The sequence below is a fragment of the Proteus sp. G2626 genome (genome assembly GCF_009915985.1).
GTDB classification, from domain to species: Bacteria; Pseudomonadota; Gammaproteobacteria; order Enterobacterales; family Enterobacteriaceae; genus Proteus; species Proteus vulgaris.
This window is the reverse complement of sequence record NZ_JAABNH010000007.1, coordinates 335441-351728: the sequence shown is the minus strand read 5'-3', so window position 1 is coordinate 351728 and position 16288 is coordinate 335441. Positions and strand designations below refer to the sequence as shown.

Sequence of the window (16288 nt, the reverse complement as noted above, 5' to 3'; positions counted from 1 at the left end):
GTGAATGTTTTTCTATCTTTATGATTTATGCGTTAGTTTTTTCCATAACGTTCTGAAATGGCTTGCCATCGCCATTGCCATTAATCCTCCAATAACAGAGGTATGCTCTATGGCGAAATACATCGACAACATCGCCTTATCTCCCGTCATATTCCAAAACGTATGGACAACCACAATGGTCAAAAATAGGAAAACAGCGAGTGCTCCAGCACCTAGCCATAAATAACGATCGAAAAGGACTAACAAGGAGCCTGAAAATAAAACGACCGCAGTAGCAATATTAAAAAACCAATCAGGATTTAATCCTGCAGCACGCATCTCAGCCAAACTATTTTCGTAGTCAAACACCTTGGCAAAACCAGAGGAGAGAAATAAAACAAGAATGAGCAATCTGGCGATAAACCATAAAACGCGGCTTTCGAGAATACGTGCAATTGAATTTGGCATTCATCTGACCTCAATGATCTTAAAAACAGAAACCAGCATCCCACTGGCTTGACTTCATAAGAGGAGAGGACTATAAAACCTCAAGTTAAGTTGAGGTCAAGAGGTAAGCATGAAAAAAGAAAAAATAGATTTTAATCGAGCTCTTACTGTCGGAGAGGTGGCAAAAAGAAGTGGTGTTGCTATATCAACGTTGCATTTTTATGAAGAGAAAGGATTGATAAAAAGTACTCGAAGCCCAGGTAATCAGCGCCGTTATCCATCAGTTGTTTTACGTTATGTCGCCATTATTAAAGCTGCCCAAAGTACGGGGATCCCACTAAAAGAGATCCAAGATATATTAGGAAAATATCCACCAAACAGTAAATTAACGGCAGAACAATGGCACGAAATATCAACGGACTGGAAAGTACGATTAGATGAACGTATTCGCCGTCTTAAACGGTTACGTAATGGACTTGATCACTGCATTGGTTGTGGTTGTCTATCGTTGAGTGATTGTCCGTTACGTAATCCTGATGATATTTTAGGTGAAAAAGGGGCCGGTCCTCAGATCCTATAATCAAAATGAAAACGAAGCGCTATCTGGTTTGAAAAAGCCTTCATAATCATCTTGGTTATCGGTCATACCTAATAAGTCGAGTGTAAATTGATGATAAAAACCTTGATAAGAAAGGAGGGAAACTAGCGCCTGATTAATCACATCTTTACTATCGTAATTTTCTAATTCGCTTACTTGGCGAGCATAAATTAATAGTGCAACTTGGCGTTTTTCTTTTACGGTTTGGTTGCCTTCGTTTTTAACATCAAATTGATTAAGTAATGTAAATATATCTTGTACTGTATTAATTTTAGATGTGGTTAAGGTTTGATAAAAAGCAGGATTTAATGTTGCCATTAAAGGATCTAATGTTTGATCAGTAAGATTTTTTGAAGTCGATAAATCGGGTTGTGATATATATAAAGCGTGTGGCGCTAAAGTATCAATCTTCATTATGATCCTCACTAATTGTGCCTATTTGAGAAGGGATATCATCCGATATCTCAAATGTATTAATTAAATTCAGCAGAGCCTCTTTTATTTCTTGTGTAAAAATAGGTTGATAAGACTCAGAAAAAGGTCGATGAAATTGTTTTTTTAGGTCATTAATTAAAAGAGCAGGATCAAAGAAAGTGATTTGATCACCCACATGAATGGCGATCGTTTTACTGTTATGAGGTATCAATTCAATATTGGTATTGTTGAGCTCAGTGTTGAGATAGCGACGTAATGTAGCAGGAATATCCAGGGTAATTTTTTGCTCTGCGGGTATTGTTGAAATTAAACGGCGTGTTAGCTCAACTTGAATTTCTGGGGCATCAAAAAATTGAGCAATTGTTGCTGTTATTTGCTCTCTTTGCTGAAATTCATACTGTGAGAATTTATTTTGGTATTGAATTGCGAAGGTTAAGATATCACCTAATAAAACATGAAGTCCTTTACTATAGGCTTGGTTAGTTATCTCTTTATGATGCTCTTCTAATTTATGATTAAAATCACTGATCATTTTTTTTATTTCATGTTTAGCCACTTTTTCAGTTTTATGAATATTATCAAGTTGTCGAACATAGCGGGCGCGTATTAATACACCTTCAGAGGTGTATTTTAAGAGATCTTCAGGAAGTGAGCGCAACATAATCTAATACCAAAAGAAAAATTGAACGAGATAAAAAAAGTGATTGAGGTAGTTCAGTCGATGATGATTGTGGTGAAAATAATAATGTAAAGCGTTGAGAAAGCGCGGTTGAAATAGAATTAATGAAATTAAATAATAATTGATAACCAATGCGAGTGGGAGGGATATCTTTAAGTGAGAGTGTGATATTTTTATTTATATTTAAAACCGGATAGAGTGATAAAAAAGCCTTTAATTGTGGCTCTAGACGATAATAATCACCTGATAATAAAAGTGTTTCTCTCGCATAAAAATAACCTAAAAACACAGCACAACGAGGGAGTGATATCCAATGAGTAAAAATCTTTTCTACAATAATATCAATCTCACAATCAAGTTGATTAATAAGTTTATATTGCTGAATTAATTGACGATTTGCTATTTTTTGCCAGATTATATTTTCTTCTTTAGATGCTAATACATTGTAGTCTGCATGAATATAGCTGAGTGGCTCATACATCACCTCAGATATCATTTCAAACTGTTCAGAAGTCAGATTTGTCATTATTCTCTTCCCTCTGTGCTTTTTTACGTCGATATATTATTAATAAGGTCGTAATGATAACGACGATAATTACGAGTAATAAACTTATGAATAACCAAGAGCTAAAAAAAGTATCAGGGTTATTTTGATGAATCTGATTGTTTATTATATTGAATTTATTGATATTTCTAGGATATAGCAAAACGGTAATATTGTTCTCGTCCATATCATTAAAGGAGTTATGAATAAACGCTTTAACATCTTCACCTAACTGATCATTATCAAGCATACCTTCTTCATAAAAAACTAATGCTGAAGCATGAGGTGTTGGAATAATTCGTTCAGTAGGTGAAATGGGATAACTCACATGGACCCTAGCATCAATAATATGATCAATAGTGAGTAATGATTGTTCTAATCGTTGTTCAATAGCGGAAATTAAACGTGCTTTTTCAGCTTGTGGGGAGGATACCAATGCATCTGATGGAAATAATTGAGTAACTTCAATTCGAGAAAGAGTGGGTAATTGATATTCTTCTAAAATTTGAATAGCAATTCCCATATCTTCTTTTTTAACAGAAATATCAAATAGCCCCTTTCCTAATGCTTTGCGAGTACTGGTTATTTGATGTTTTTGTAAAACAGCTTGAATTTCTGTTGCCTGTCTTTGATCCAAATTAGTGAGTAGTGATTGATCTTTACAACCACTGAGTAAGGGTAACAGGAAACATAATAATGCTAATAACAAATATCGCATATTCATTACTATTGGGCCTTGAGTAATGTTTCAACAATATTCAGTGATTTTCTGGCTAAAGTACTCGCTAAATTCATTGTAATAGTGTAGTCGTTCAGTGTTGTTTGTAATTGGGTATAACTTTGAACATCACTGAGTTTACTTAATGTCGTTAGCTTTTCTTGGATCTGTTTTTCATACTGAAAACCATTTGTAATGCTATTTATCATCATTGAAGACAAATTATCATCACTATCACTTTTATCATTTGGCAAAGTCGCTAAATGTACAGGAACAACAGGGGTAATCGCCATATACAGTCTCCATTAAATAAAAATTAACGCATATTCCCGATAATGCTCATTGCCAAATCTTTCACAACTTTAATCGATGTGGATTGTGCATTACGTGTAATATTATATTCAGCAAGTTTGGCCTGATAATCAGCTAAGGCGGCCGCATTTGATGTATCTGCTTTTAATGCCTCTAATGCTACTTTTAATGCATCACTTTGGTTTTTAACAGGCTCTTGAAAATAGTCATCAACTTTATCAATAGAGCTGACATCTTCGGTAACAGGATAAGCTGGCATAATTTTATTCCTCGGATTTTGATTTTAACTTATTGATTATAAATACCACTATTATCCTTGAGGGAAATAGCGATGTTGGTTATCAAGAAAGATATATCCACGATCTTCTTGTAAGGTTGCTTTATTTTTCAATATTGGATTACTTATATTTTCACGGTAAAAGATAAATTTTCTTCCAAAAATAGCCGTTTGTTTTTTGATATAAGTATCAAGTTTTTGTTTGTTATTACTATTTAATAAATCATCAAAAATTAAGGTTAATCGGCTATTTTTTTCTTCAATGGTATAACTTATTGTTTTGCTTAGCTCTAATTTATTTATATCATTAATAATGTTAGGAATTGATATCCCGTTTATTATTGGATGGCAATGTTCCGAAAAAAGATTATTTATAGTGCTAATGATTTTTGATTTTTCATTTTCATTATGATAAATAAAATTAATAATAGGTTGATCTTTATTTTTTAGAATCAGATGTGTTTTTTTATACTTATTATCAATAAGTAAGTGCTCTATTTTTTTCCTATCTATATAAAAAACGTTATTTTCTAGGTTATTCTTCGGGTTTAATGTAGGATAGAGATCATCATAAATACAATAATAACCATTATCACCTTTAAATCCTTTAAAATTCAAACTTTTTGATACTATTTCTGTGTTTTTTTCTTTTAAAGATCTATTGGTATAAAAAAAGAACACTATAAAAAATAAAATAATAAATATTAATAATGTACCTATTTTTTTATTTATAACCCACTTGTTTTTCTTTTTCTTAAAATGAGATGAGTCAAGACGTAAATGACTTTGGTCACTCACTAAAAAAATAGGAATATCATTGGTATATATAGGCTCATCTAGTATTAATGGGTATTCATTGCCGATTTCATTTTGTACAAAGCTACTCTCAATTTTATATTTGTTGTTTCCTATATTATCCCCATCAAGTATAATGCTGAGCTTTTTTTTACATTTCTGACTATTGCAAGGAATGTAAATGCTTGTTTTTTCATTTTCTTCTTTATTATCATTATATTCTTCATTTTGTAAGAAAAATGAATAGTGATTAGGGGGTAAAGGAATTGTTATCCCCTTTAATGGGCCACCGAGAATATAAACATAATACAGCATAGACTTATCCTAATGAAAAATTGTTATTAATTCATAATGTAAATATAGTTTAGTGAAGTAAGCGTGAAAATTCTTTTAAAAAAAAACACATGTTTTTTATTTGATAGTGAGTATTGATATATTACTGTCATCTTTTTTAAATAATAAACAGAAAAAAATTGTTATTTATTTTTATAGTTAATGAATAGTAATATTATTGTAGTATTATATAAAGTAACAACATAAAAATGAGTTGGATAAAAGTTTATTACCTATAATTTTAAATTAATGAATAGGATAATTCGAGGTATTTACCATGTTGATAAATGATATAAAAATAAGTGGCGATAAAAATATATTGCTAGGAAATTCATTGTTCTTTTGTATTCCATTGAAGAATGATTATCCAATAAAAATATATGATAATAAAACGATTAAAATTATAAAAGGAAAGCCTTTTATTTATAACTCAAAAAATGAAGATGTTATTTTTAAATCTGAAAATCAGTCATGGCGGATAGAAAAACGGTCATTTTTTATTTGTGCAAGATTATTGGCGTTTATTGATTATGCTCGTGATTTTTCAAAGATGACAGCAATAGGAGCTGAATTTGATATTAATCAGCAGATTTTTTATATAGAAGATACTAATAAATCTTTAGAATATGTATTAATAAATGAAGCAATAAAAACAGAAAGCCAACTAGAGCCTTTATTTGTCACAATAAGACATAGTGAAAGTTATTGGCTTATTTTACATCTGATCAGTTATTTAGATGAAAAGAAAAGTAATATTGCACAAATTGGAGAACGGTATGGTGTATCAGGTACACATTTTAGACGGTTGTGTAAACGTTATTTAGGTAATTGTGGGAAAAGTCAATTGCGTTCATGGCGTGCTGCATCTTCTATTTTAACCACGTTATCAACCGATGAATCATTAACACAAATTGCTGTCGATAATGGATTTAGTTCAGCGTCTCATTTTTCTAATGAAATTAAGACGTTATTTGGTATTACGCCAACAGAATTTCGTCGAATTGGTCAGTATCTTTATGAAAATAAAAAATAAGATTTGTTGTGCTATTGGGCTAGTATTATGTTTTAACATTTCCTTTCAAACACAAGCGGCACAAGGAGAAGTCATTTACACACATCAGGTACAGAAACCTGATGTGTTTATTGCTGTAGATACTCGTGTAGAACAATTTTTTCTTGTCTTATCAGATAAATTAAATAAGCCTTTTATTCTGAGCAATGCAGTAAAAAAGGAAAGAGTAACTGGAAATTTTGATATTTCTTCACCAGAAGAAGCATTTGAATTAATGGTGAAACGCTTGTCATTACTCTATTTTAATGATGGAAAATCAATTTATATTTATGAAAGTAACGAGATCTTACAAGAACTCTTTCAGGTAAAGAATATAAGCCTAATTGAGTTAAAAGAATACTTACAAGATGTGGGTCTGTATGATCCTCGTTACCCACTACGCGCAGGTCGTGATCAACGCACTTTTTATATTTCTGGTCCTCCTATTTATATTAAATTAGTAAAAGCAGCAGCCGAGTTTTTAGATACTGATGTACAAGAAAAAATTAATGAAAATATAAATAGCCAAGTACCAACGGGAAGCTCTCGTTATGGTGATGAATTTGTACAAATATTTCCATTAAAAAACACGTTTGTACAAGATAGAACTTATACTTTACGTGATGAAAAAGTTGTATTGCCGGGTATTACATCTGTTTTACAACAATTATTTATCTCCTCTGATGGCATAAAAAGAACAGCCGTGGAGCCTCATCGAAATATAGATGATACGGGGGAACAGCAATACGATGAAATGATAAATAGTATCGAAGAAACTGCAACGCCTATTATGACTAAAATGGGGCAATATAATGTTGAATTAGTCCCTTTACCTGGCTCAAATAGTCTTTTAGTTAAAACGAGTCGCGAGGGTTTAGCATTAATAGGTTCGCTTATTACTCAATTAGATAAACCTAAAAGACAAGTTGAATTGTCATTATGGATAATCGATATTTCTAAAAGTAAAGCGGATAGTTTAGGTGTTAATTGGCAAGCAAGTTACGGATCTGGTAAAAACAGCTTCTTTTTTAATACGGCAAGTCTAAGTGCAGCATCTGGATTTAGTTTTTTAGGAAAAATTAAAGCATTGAGTGAGGATGGTGAAGCTCAAATGGTGTCTCGCCCAATTTTATTAACACAAGAAAATACGCCTGCTATTTTTGATAATAACACAACCTTTTATACACAAATAAAAGGTGAGCGAGTTGCTTCATTAGAATCAACAACATTTGGCACGATGATCAGTGTATTACCTCGCATCGGTAATTCAAATAAGGATATTGAGATGATTATTAACCTTGAAGATGGTGCAGAGAAAAAAGATGACAACGGTGATGATGAGAGCATCGAGAAACTCCCTGTTATTAATCGTACAAATATTAGTACTGTTGCTCGCGTTTCTGAAGGTGGTAGCTTATTAATTGGTGGGTATACGCGTGAAGATAAAGTGAAAGCTGAAAATAAAATTCCTTTTTTAAGTGCGATACCTTTAATTGGTCGAGCATTTCGTTATGAGTCTGATAATAACAAAAAAATGATCCGTATTTTTATGTTGCAACCTCGCTTATTAGAAAAAATGCAGAGTGAAGCTTTCGGATCTTTAACTGAAAACCCATTTGAACCGCTAGATGACAAAACATCTAATGCATTAAAGCAACTTCAGGTTTTTATGAGGTAATATCATGATTGGGCCAATTAATACCTCTATTTCAACAAAATTGGTAAATAACAGTATTGATAAGAAAAGCCAACAAGAAACAGAATATAAACAACCTAAAGTTAGTGAAAGCCAAAATTATCAAAATCAATTAATAGAAATATCTGATGATATGTCTATGGTAGCTACGCTTTTTTCTCAGCGATTTGGCCAATCATTGGATAAAAAAGCAAATAGAGGACAAAGTACATTATATATTGCAGAAGAAGGCGCTGATAAAAAACTTGATAAAGTTATGATAATATTTAGAAAATCAGGGCGAAGTTTGCAAGAGTTACTTCAATATTTACGTAAAATGTTTCCTGATGAAAGTGATCTCGTTATGGTTTTGCGAGAATTACTAAGAAAGAAAAAATTAGGTGCACAATTAGATGCAGAAATTGAAAATGAAATAAATCATCTACTTGAAGGTGAAAATGGAAAGCAAATTAGGGCGGGGATTAATATCGCTCTACAAGCAAAAACATTTGCTAAATTGCTTTCTCTCAATGCATCAACATTAAGAAATCTTTATCGTAGTTATATTAATCTTGATCTTGAGCCTATTTATTTTTTTAAAATGTGGATGGAAGAATATGACATTAAACAATGTACTATTATTTTGAGTTTTTTAACACAAAGCTTAATTTGTGATATGCAATCATTAATGCCAAGTTGCTCTCAGAGTTCAGAGTTTGGTTATTTCCTTGAAAGAGTGAATAAGTTACGTACCTTATATAGCCTTATAGAAATTAATATAAAAAATTTAGAAATAAAAGATTTAAAAAATACAATAACTGAAAAAGTTCTTTATCAGATTGTTTTTTATGGAATGACGCTTCCCAGTGAAATGGAAAAGTATTTAGCATCTCTTTTAGAAAATGAATGGGTAAATTATTTAATTAATATAAAGATGAAATTATTACAAGGGTTAAAATCGATGTTTAATACATACCCTGAATCATTATATCTATCTTATGATTTTAGAGATGAGTGCCAAATAATTATACAAAAATTTATAGATAATTATTTTCGATTAGAACAATATCAACAAAGAAAATAATATATGGATAATTTTTATGATTTATAGATTTCTTTTGGCAATAAAAAACAGACCAGAATTAATCGTGTTATCGGTTATGATTTTGGTTATTATGATGTTAATTATACCGTTGCCGACTTATATTGTGGATTTTCTTATTGGGCTCAATATTACTATTTCTTTACTTATTTTTATGAGTTCATTTTACATAACTCGAATATTGAACTTTATGACATTCCCTGCATTATTACTGATTACGACACTTTTTCGACTTGCCCTTTCTATTAGTACGAGTCGATTAATATTATTAGATGCTGATGCGGGTGAAATCATTACTTCATTTGGTGAATTTGTTATCGGTGAAAACTTAGTTGTTGGTTTTGTTGTTTTTTCTATTGTTACGATAGTACAGTTTTTAGTTATTACTAAAGGTTCTGAACGGGTTGCAGAAGTTGCAGCTCGCTTTTCTCTGGATGGAATGCCAGGAAAGCAAATGAGTATTGATGCAGATTTAAAATCCGGCATTATTAACAATGAAGAAGTGAAAATCAGAAGAAAAGAATTAGGACAAGAAAGTCAATTATATGGCTCCTTTGATGGTGCAATGAAATTTATTAAAGGTGATGCGATTGCTGGTATTGTGATTATTTTTGTTAACTTAATTGGTGGGATTTCTGTTGGTATGGCACAAATGGATCTCTCAATATCACAGGCATTACACACTTATACACTTTTAACTATTGGTGATGGACTTGTTGCTCAAATTCCAGCATTACTTATTTCTATTAGCGCGGGATTTATTGTAACTCGAGTTGGTGGTGAAAATAATAATTTGGGTTTTAGTATTATGAATGAATTACTAGCCCAAGATTTTGCTCTATTAGTAACGGCAGTTCTCGCTTTTGTTATTGGTTTTCTACCTGGGTTTCCAACGCCTGTATTTCTTATCTTATCGGTAATATTAGGTGGATATTTCTTTAAAAAGAGGTGGAAAAATAAGAAAAAAGAAACCACGTTAGAAACTGAAGAAGATAAGAGTAAAAATGATGAGTTAGAGTCTGAAGGCAAAAAAGGGATTATTTCCAATCTGTTTTCAAATAAAAATGACTCTGAGACTGAAAACAGTTTATTAAAAGAGGATATTACATTATCTCAAGCAGAAACATTACCTTTGATTATTACCACCTCTTTGAATAAAAAGGCATATCTTTCAAAGTTAGTTTTTGAAAAATGGCTAAAAAAAGAATTTATCTTACAATATGGTGTATTACTTCCAGATATTGTTTTACATTATTCAGATAAAATTGATGATAATAAATTTATTATTTTAATAAATGAAGTGAAGGCTGATGAGTTTGATTGTCCTTTTCCATTTTTACATGTTGAGAATCCTAATGATGAGTTTTTTTCTCTAGATTTTAAAATGGTAGAAACACAAGATAATGATATTGTAAATTATTGGGTTAATAAAAGTGATAAAGAAAAGTTATCTCTGTTAGGTTATAAGTTAGAGTTATCAGAATCTTATTTTTATAGAAAGTTTTCTAATTTAATTACACTTAATATAGTCGAGTTTCTTGGAATACAAGAAACAAAAAACATTCTAGATAAAATAGAAGAAAATTCACCAGAACTTTTAAAAGAGTGTTATCGGCAAGTTTCTATTCAACGGATCAATGATGTTTTACAACGTCTAATACAAGAAAAAATACCGATTAGAAATATAAAAACAATCATAGGTGGATTAGTACAATGGGGGAGTAAAGAAAAAGACCCTGTACTTTTAACAGAGCATATTAGAGCTTTATTATCACGTTATATTAGTCACTTTTTTTCTGATGATGGAAAAATTAATGTGATTATATTATCTAATAATATAGAAGAAATAATCCGTGGCGGAATAAGACAAAGTTCTTCAGGGACATTTTTAAATTTAGAACCCGCTGAGCTTGATATGATAATAGAAAATATATCTACAGCTATTGATGAGATTAAGTATGTTCAACAATTTGTCTTTTTAACAGCAATAGATATAAGGCGTTTTGTTAAAAAATTAATAGAAAATCAATATCCTCAACTATCTGTTTTATCTTATGATGAAATTACATCAGATATTGAAATTAATGTTTTACAATCTATTTAGGAGATATTATGTCTTTTGATCTAGCAAGTTTAATCATGGATGCGATGAATGTAATCGGACGAAATGATCTATTTTCAGGAGGGAAGTCTATTGATAATCATTCAACGATAACAATTAGTTTAGGTGATATGCCTGATATTAATTTATTAGTTGTTGATGAAGTTCCTATGATTTGGTCTGTACTTGGAGAATATAACGAAAATTTATTATCACAATGTGGTTCTCAATTATTATTAAATAGTATCAATAATCCAGCTGAAAGTTTTTATCCAGGCCAGCCTGCTTTAGTTAAAATTGAGACTGATTTAGAATTGCGAGCTTCATTTATGCCAATAGCTCTACAAAATGGTGAATCAATGGCAAAAGCAATTGATGAATATTTCCAAATAATGAATAACATCCATCAACAATTTATTAATTAAATAATGAATAACTCATTTTCAATATTTCATCACGCAGCTCATCCTAGGCGAATTCAGGGGAATATTCTTGAGGTGATGTTGCGTGGTGTATTTATTGGAGAGATTTGTTTATTAAAAGATTCTGTTATTGATGGCCAAATTATTGGTGAAGCGATCGTGATTGGTTTTCGTAATGGTATTACGATTTTAAGCATGATGGGGAGTTCACAAGGTTATTCATTACAAATAATTGTAGTACCAACAGGTAATGCTTTTTCTGTCGCTTTAAGTCCTAATGTGTTAGGGAGCATGATTGATATCAAAGGCAATTCTTTATTACGTTTTAGTAATAAGCAAGAGATAGACGAAAATTTCTATTCATATTTACCTATTGATGGTCATCCTCCTTTATTTAATGAACGGCGTCCTATTACTGAAATATTTGAGTCAGGTGTTCGCGCTGTTGATGGATTATTGAGTTGTGGATTAGGGCAAAGAATGGGGATTTTTGCCAGTGCTGGAACGGGTAAGACAATGTTGATGAATATGTTTATCCGGTTTTCTCAGGCCGATATTTTTGTTATTGGGCTCATAGGTGAAAGGGGACGTGAAGTTACAGAATTTGTCGAGGAATTAAGAAAAGATAAACGATGCGAAAAAACAGTATTAATTTGTTCAACCTCCGATCAACCTGCAATAGAACGCTGTAATGCAGCATTGGTTGCCACTACGGTTGCTGAATATTTCAGAGAACAAGGTAAAAATGTTGTGTTATTTATCGATTCTATGACTCGTTATTGTCGCGCTCTAAGGGATGTTGCTCTTACTGCCGGCGAACTGCCTGTTCGCAAAGGCTATCCTGCTTCTGTCTTTGATAAATTACCCGCAATTTTGGAAAGGCCTGGAGTGACTTATAAGGGGTCAATTACCGCATTTTATACCGTTTTACTTGAAAGTGATGATGAGCCAGATGCAATAGGAGAAGAAATTCGTTCTATTTTAGATGGGCATATTTATCTCTCACGAAAAATAGCTGCTTCAGGCCATTATCCTGCTATTGATATTTTAGGCAGTGTGAGTCGTATTTTTCAGCAGATTACTAGCATTGAACAACAAAAAGCCGCATTAGAAATAAGGCAAATCTTAATGCGTTTGCAAGATATTAAATTGTTACAAGAGCTAGGTGAATACCGTATAGGTGAGAATGAATTAAATGATGTAGCGATCAATAAACAATCCGCAATAGAGGCTTTTCTTGTGCAATCCTTTAAAGAAAAAGCAGTATTTCAACAAACATTGAAACAACTTTATGCGCTTACCCCGTAATCAACAAGTATTGATCAACGCTATTGTTAAGCGTCAGCAAAGAATAGAAAAGGAACAACAAAAATATCAAAAATTGATAAAAGAAGCAGAAAATAAAAAAGAAGAAAAAGCATTATTAGCAGCAGCGTTAGAAAAAGAGATCCCCGCTTATGAAAAAATAGGGGTTTATTCCTCTCATTCTTTAAATCAACAAAAGCGTAAACAGGCCATTGTTTTATCTTCACTAAATATTTCTATGACTCAAATTAAAGAAATAGAGCATGAATTAGAAAAACTAAAAAAAGGCAGTTTGATTTTAAAAAAAGAAAGAGAAGTTGTAATCAAAAAACAAAATAAAATAAAGCGTTATCTTGAAGGAAAAGCATTAGAGAAAGAGTTATATATTGAAAGATTAGAACAAAATGAAATACAGGAGATGGTGTTGTATGATGTCGATAAAGATAGATAGTCTTAAGTTAAATAAATTTTTAATCAGTGAGCAAAATAGCGATAATAAGGCTGTTTTTTCTAAAGAATTATCATCATTATCTGATCGTGGAGCACGTTTACCTCTTGAAAAGGGTATCTCTTCTTCTGAAGAAGACTGTAAAATAAAACAAAAATTAAATGAATTTTATAATCTTGAACATAAAGAGTTTATTGATTTAAAAAATAAAATAAAATCGGATAAAGCAATAGATAAATTAAAAGATAAAGATGAAAAAGATGAAAAAGATGAAGGTAATGACGGTTTAAATATAGAAGGATTACTGTTAACGCAAAAAAAAATATATTCACAAGTTTGTTCTCATTTTAAAAAAAATAAATTAGAGCAAAAAATATTAGCTGGTAATGTTAGTCATAAAAATAATCTTGTTAATGCTTCACAAACTAAAAGTAATTTAAGTTTCACTAGTAATTTAGAATCTAATAAGGAAAACGTTATTACTCATTCAGAGGTTAAAAAAGAAAATCAATTAATTAACAACAAGTTGAGTCTTTTAACTAAACATGAATACGATAATAAAAAACCAGGAAAATTAGAAAAAAAACACTATCTTAATAAACTAATCAAAAGTAATAAAAATCATAAAGAAAATAAACCTGCTATCAATGAACAAAAAGAGGGTATTGATAAAATCAAACTGCCATTGAAATCTGAGGAAGGTAAGTTAATTTCAGATAGTCTTGTGATTGAAAACAATTATTCCCTTACTAAAGGACGATTTTTAGAGAATAGAAGTGTAGATAAAAAAGAGCTTTCTTTCGAATTTGAGAGTGAAAATTTAAATATAGGTGATTTACATAAAGAAAAAATAAAAGAAAATGTCAATGATGTATCGATATTTAATAGCATAAAGCCTGAATATCAACAAATGATATCAGGAGCACTATTTAATAAAAAGTTACTTGATATACCTGTTTTTAGTCTTCTTCATAAAAAAGTATCAATGATATCTCAGCCACCTAGCATAACTTATGTTTTTAAAAAATGGGGTAATGAACTGCATCAAATGAAAATAAATTTTGATACAGATAGAAAGATACAACTGATTGCTTCTACTGGACGAGTTTATCAATCTTCTTTAGAGAATTTTAATCAATATCAAGGACGACTATCTCTTTCATTAGAAAATGATAATCATCATTGGCGTATTAATGAGGTAGATCCTTCTACTGATAATAAAGATGAAAAATAATAATGTTAGGATCTAAACATAATTTTAATGATAATAAAGATAGCTATTCAATGGAAATTTTATCTTCTTTATATCAATCGTATTATCCGATCTCTTCGGCTCATTATTTTAAGATAAAAGGTAAAAATACATTAGGTTCATTTACCGGGCTTGTCGCGGTTAACGAGATTATGGATAAAATTTATCCTGAAAAAAAAATAGACTGGGAGGTTGTTCCTGACTATTACCTCCATGCTCTTTTTTCACAGAAGTGTTCACAAATATTGTTTCCTTTTTCGAAAGAGCCGATGTCATTAACGGCAGATAATATCTGTTTAGGCGAACAAGAAAGAACTGATTATCCAGTTATTAATACTGATATTGGTGACATATTTATTTGTTCTTTTGAGAAATATTATGACTGGACATTATCCTCAAAAAATAAAATTACTGCTATTGCTCAATTTCAACTTGGCAATAGTGAAATGTCATTTTCATTGTTAAAAACGCTCTCTTTGGGCGATATAGTACTGATTGATAGTATAGATTTCTCACTCGTTATTGGGGAAAAGAAATGGATGTGCTATCAGTGGCAAGAAGGAGAAAATGCCGTGGTTTTAGATGAAAAATTACTTACTGATGAAATAAAGAAAGAAGAGCCAACAAAAAATACAGGTATAGCATTACAAGAAAATATCGAGTTGAGGTCGATTAAAGCAATTCCCGTTACGGTTTCTTTTTTACTCTCAAGTAAGATACTGCCAATTGAGGAAATTGAAGAATTGGCTCCGGGACAAAAAATTATCTTACCGGATAATACTTCTCGGCATATTACATTAATTGCTAATGGTGTTGCTATAGCTCAAGGCGAATTAATAAAAATAGATGAGCGATTCGCTGTAGAAATTCAACGCTCTTATTTACAGCAAGATTAAATATATGGAAAGTTCAACAACACTGATTTTAACATTAGCATTAGCAACATTAGCGCCATTCATTATTGCAGCAGGAACGTGCTATTTAAAATTTTCTATTGTGCTGGTGATGACTCGTAATGCTTTAGGCGTTCAGCAAGTTCCTTCAAATATGGTACTTAATGCTATCGCATTAATGATGGCTTTATTCGTGATGACACCAATAGCAAAAAATACTTATCAATATCTTATTGAAAACCCAATTGATGTAACTTCTCCTGATTCATTTGAACGATTTTCTGATGATGCATTAGGAGAATATAAACGATATTTATACAAATATTCTGAACCAGAGCTGTTAGATTTTTTTGAACAAGCACAAGGTAATCGACCTGATAGTTCTGGTGATAAAGAAAATATAGAGAACTCTTTGTTAGCGCTGCTCCCTGCATACGCATTAAGTGAAATAAAATCGGCTTTTATTATTGGTTTCTATCTTTATTTGCCTTTTATTGTTATTGATTTAGTTGTCTCTTGTATTTTATTAGCTTTAGGAATGATGATGATGAGCCCAATTACATTATCAGTACCTTTAAAATTAATTCTATTTATTGCTATGGATGGTTGGACTCTATTAGCTAAAGGATTAATTAATCAATATCTTGATCTTATGGCGGTAAGGTAATGGATATGGTTTATGCGGCAAATAAAGCCGTTTATTTAGTGATATTGCTTTCTGCAGCACCTATTGCCATAGCAACATTTATCGGATTGGCAATTGGGCTTTTACAAACCATTACCCAAGTACAAGAACAAACATTACCTTTTGGCGTAAAGCTTGTTGGGGTTTTTGTCTGTTTACTCGTTACGATGGGATGGATGGGAGATAAAATATTAGTGTATGCAAAAGAGATGATGACGCTAGGATTAGCGGGATAAA

20 protein-coding genes are annotated in these 16288 nt (G+C 31.3%); 12 read left to right on the top strand and 8 right to left on the bottom strand.

Translation table 11 applies throughout. The annotated features are described in order from the left end of the window. Positions 1-18: 18 nt before the first annotated feature. On the bottom strand, positions 19-447 hold the full coding sequence (locus GWJ05_RS04025; RefSeq protein WP_036934497.1) for a DoxX family protein: 429 nt from the start codon (positions 445-447) through the stop codon (positions 19-21). Positions 448-556: 109 nt separating this feature from the next. Here GWJ05_RS04025 and soxR point away from each other — a divergent pair, with 109 nt between their 5' ends. Further along, complete coding sequence (gene soxR, locus GWJ05_RS04020; RefSeq protein ID WP_036934495.1) at positions 557-1006, top strand: redox-sensitive transcriptional activator SoxR; 450 nt, start codon at positions 557-559, stop codon at positions 1004-1006. Here soxR and GWJ05_RS04015 read toward each other — a convergent pair whose 3' ends face one another. Genes GWJ05_RS04015 through GWJ05_RS03985 form a run of 7 tightly spaced genes read right to left on the bottom strand, consistent with a single transcriptional unit; the run spans position 1007 to position 5099 of the window. Further along, positions 1007-1438: a hypothetical protein gene (locus tag GWJ05_RS04015; RefSeq protein ID WP_103005134.1), complete on the bottom strand. Its 432-nt coding sequence runs from the start codon at positions 1436-1438 to the stop codon at positions 1007-1009. After that, positions 1428-2120: a type III secretion protein gene (locus GWJ05_RS04010; protein ID WP_161681086.1), complete on the bottom strand. Its 693-nt coding sequence runs from the start codon at positions 2118-2120 to the stop codon at positions 1428-1430. The genes GWJ05_RS04015 and GWJ05_RS04010 overlap by 11 nt, the downstream gene beginning before the upstream one ends. Next, complete coding sequence (locus GWJ05_RS04005) at positions 2101-2664, bottom strand: type III secretion protein (protein WP_087803339.1); 564 nt, start codon at positions 2662-2664, stop codon at positions 2101-2103. Before GWJ05_RS04005 ends, GWJ05_RS04010 begins: the two co-directional genes overlap by 20 nt. Continuing rightward, a complete protein-coding gene (gene sctJ, locus GWJ05_RS04000; RefSeq protein WP_036934484.1) occupies positions 2645-3406 on the bottom strand; it encodes a type III secretion system inner membrane ring lipoprotein SctJ in 762 nt (253 codons plus the stop codon). Before sctJ ends, GWJ05_RS04005 begins: the two co-directional genes overlap by 20 nt. Positions 3407-3408: 2 nt before the next feature. Next, the gene (gene sctI / locus GWJ05_RS03995) at positions 3409-3693 is read right to left on the bottom strand and encodes a type III secretion system inner rod subunit SctI (protein ID WP_036934482.1); all 285 of its coding nucleotides are present in this window, start codon (positions 3691-3693) and stop codon (positions 3409-3411) included. 23 nt (positions 3694-3716) lie between these two features. Further along, entirely contained in the window at positions 3717-3971 is a 255-nt protein-coding gene (gene sctF / locus GWJ05_RS03990; RefSeq protein ID WP_036934479.1) for a type III secretion system needle filament subunit SctF, read from the bottom strand. 51 nt (positions 3972-4022) lie between these two features. Beyond that, entirely contained in the window at positions 4023-5099 is a 1077-nt protein-coding gene (locus tag GWJ05_RS03985; protein ID WP_036934476.1) for a hypothetical protein, read from the bottom strand. Positions 5100-5394: 295 nt separating this feature from the next. Between GWJ05_RS03985 and GWJ05_RS03980 the strand changes: the two genes are divergently transcribed. The 11 genes from GWJ05_RS03980 to sctS are packed head-to-tail and all read left to right on the top strand — an operon-like array spanning position 5395 to position 16287. Beyond that, entirely contained in the window at positions 5395-6150 is a 756-nt protein-coding gene (locus tag GWJ05_RS03980) for a helix-turn-helix domain-containing protein (protein ID WP_036934475.1), read from the top strand. Continuing rightward, positions 6134-7846, top strand: coding sequence for a type III secretion system outer membrane ring subunit SctC (gene sctC, locus GWJ05_RS03975; protein WP_161681084.1), 1713 nt, complete (start codon positions 6134-6136; stop codon positions 7844-7846). Before GWJ05_RS03980 ends, sctC begins: the two co-directional genes overlap by 17 nt. Before the next feature lie 4 nt (positions 7847-7850). Further along, on the top strand, positions 7851-8927 hold the full coding sequence (sctW, locus tag GWJ05_RS03970) for a type III secretion system gatekeeper subunit SctW (RefSeq protein WP_036934471.1): 1077 nt from the start codon (positions 7851-7853) through the stop codon (positions 8925-8927). Positions 8928-8943: 16 nt separating this feature from the next. After that, positions 8944-11049, top strand: a complete 2106-nt coding sequence (locus GWJ05_RS03965; RefSeq protein ID WP_036934469.1) for an EscV/YscV/HrcV family type III secretion system export apparatus protein — start codon at positions 8944-8946, stop codon at positions 11047-11049. Between the two features lie 8 nt (positions 11050-11057). Continuing rightward, on the top strand, positions 11058-11471 hold the full coding sequence (locus GWJ05_RS03960; RefSeq protein WP_036934467.1) for a type III secretion protein: 414 nt from the start codon (positions 11058-11060) through the stop codon (positions 11469-11471). A 3-nt stretch (positions 11472-11474) separates the two neighbouring features. Beyond that, positions 11475-12776, top strand: a complete 1302-nt coding sequence (sctN, locus tag GWJ05_RS03955; protein WP_036934464.1) for a type III secretion system ATPase SctN — start codon at positions 11475-11477, stop codon at positions 12774-12776. Then, entirely contained in the window at positions 12760-13224 is a 465-nt protein-coding gene (locus GWJ05_RS03950; RefSeq protein WP_161681082.1) for a type III secretion protein, read from the top strand. The genes sctN and GWJ05_RS03950 overlap by 17 nt, the downstream gene beginning before the upstream one ends. Further along, positions 13202-14455 carry a hypothetical protein gene (locus GWJ05_RS03945; RefSeq protein ID WP_161681081.1) on the top strand — a complete coding sequence of 418 codons (1254 nt, stop codon included), beginning with the start codon at positions 13202-13204 and terminating at the stop codon, positions 14453-14455. The genes GWJ05_RS03950 and GWJ05_RS03945 overlap by 23 nt, the downstream gene beginning before the upstream one ends. A gap of 2 nt (positions 14456-14457) precedes the next feature. Beyond that, a complete protein-coding gene (locus GWJ05_RS03940) occupies positions 14458-15369 on the top strand; it encodes a FliM/FliN family flagellar motor switch protein (protein ID WP_052038436.1) in 912 nt (303 codons plus the stop codon). 4 nt (positions 15370-15373) lie between these two features. After that, positions 15374-16033: an EscR/YscR/HrcR family type III secretion system export apparatus protein gene (locus tag GWJ05_RS03935; RefSeq protein WP_036934458.1), complete on the top strand. Its 660-nt coding sequence runs from the start codon at positions 15374-15376 to the stop codon at positions 16031-16033. Beyond that, positions 16033-16287, top strand: a complete 255-nt coding sequence (sctS, locus tag GWJ05_RS03930) for a type III secretion system export apparatus subunit SctS (RefSeq protein WP_036934456.1) — start codon at positions 16033-16035, stop codon at positions 16285-16287. The genes GWJ05_RS03935 and sctS overlap by 1 nt, the downstream gene beginning before the upstream one ends. Position 16288 lies beyond the last annotated feature (1 nt).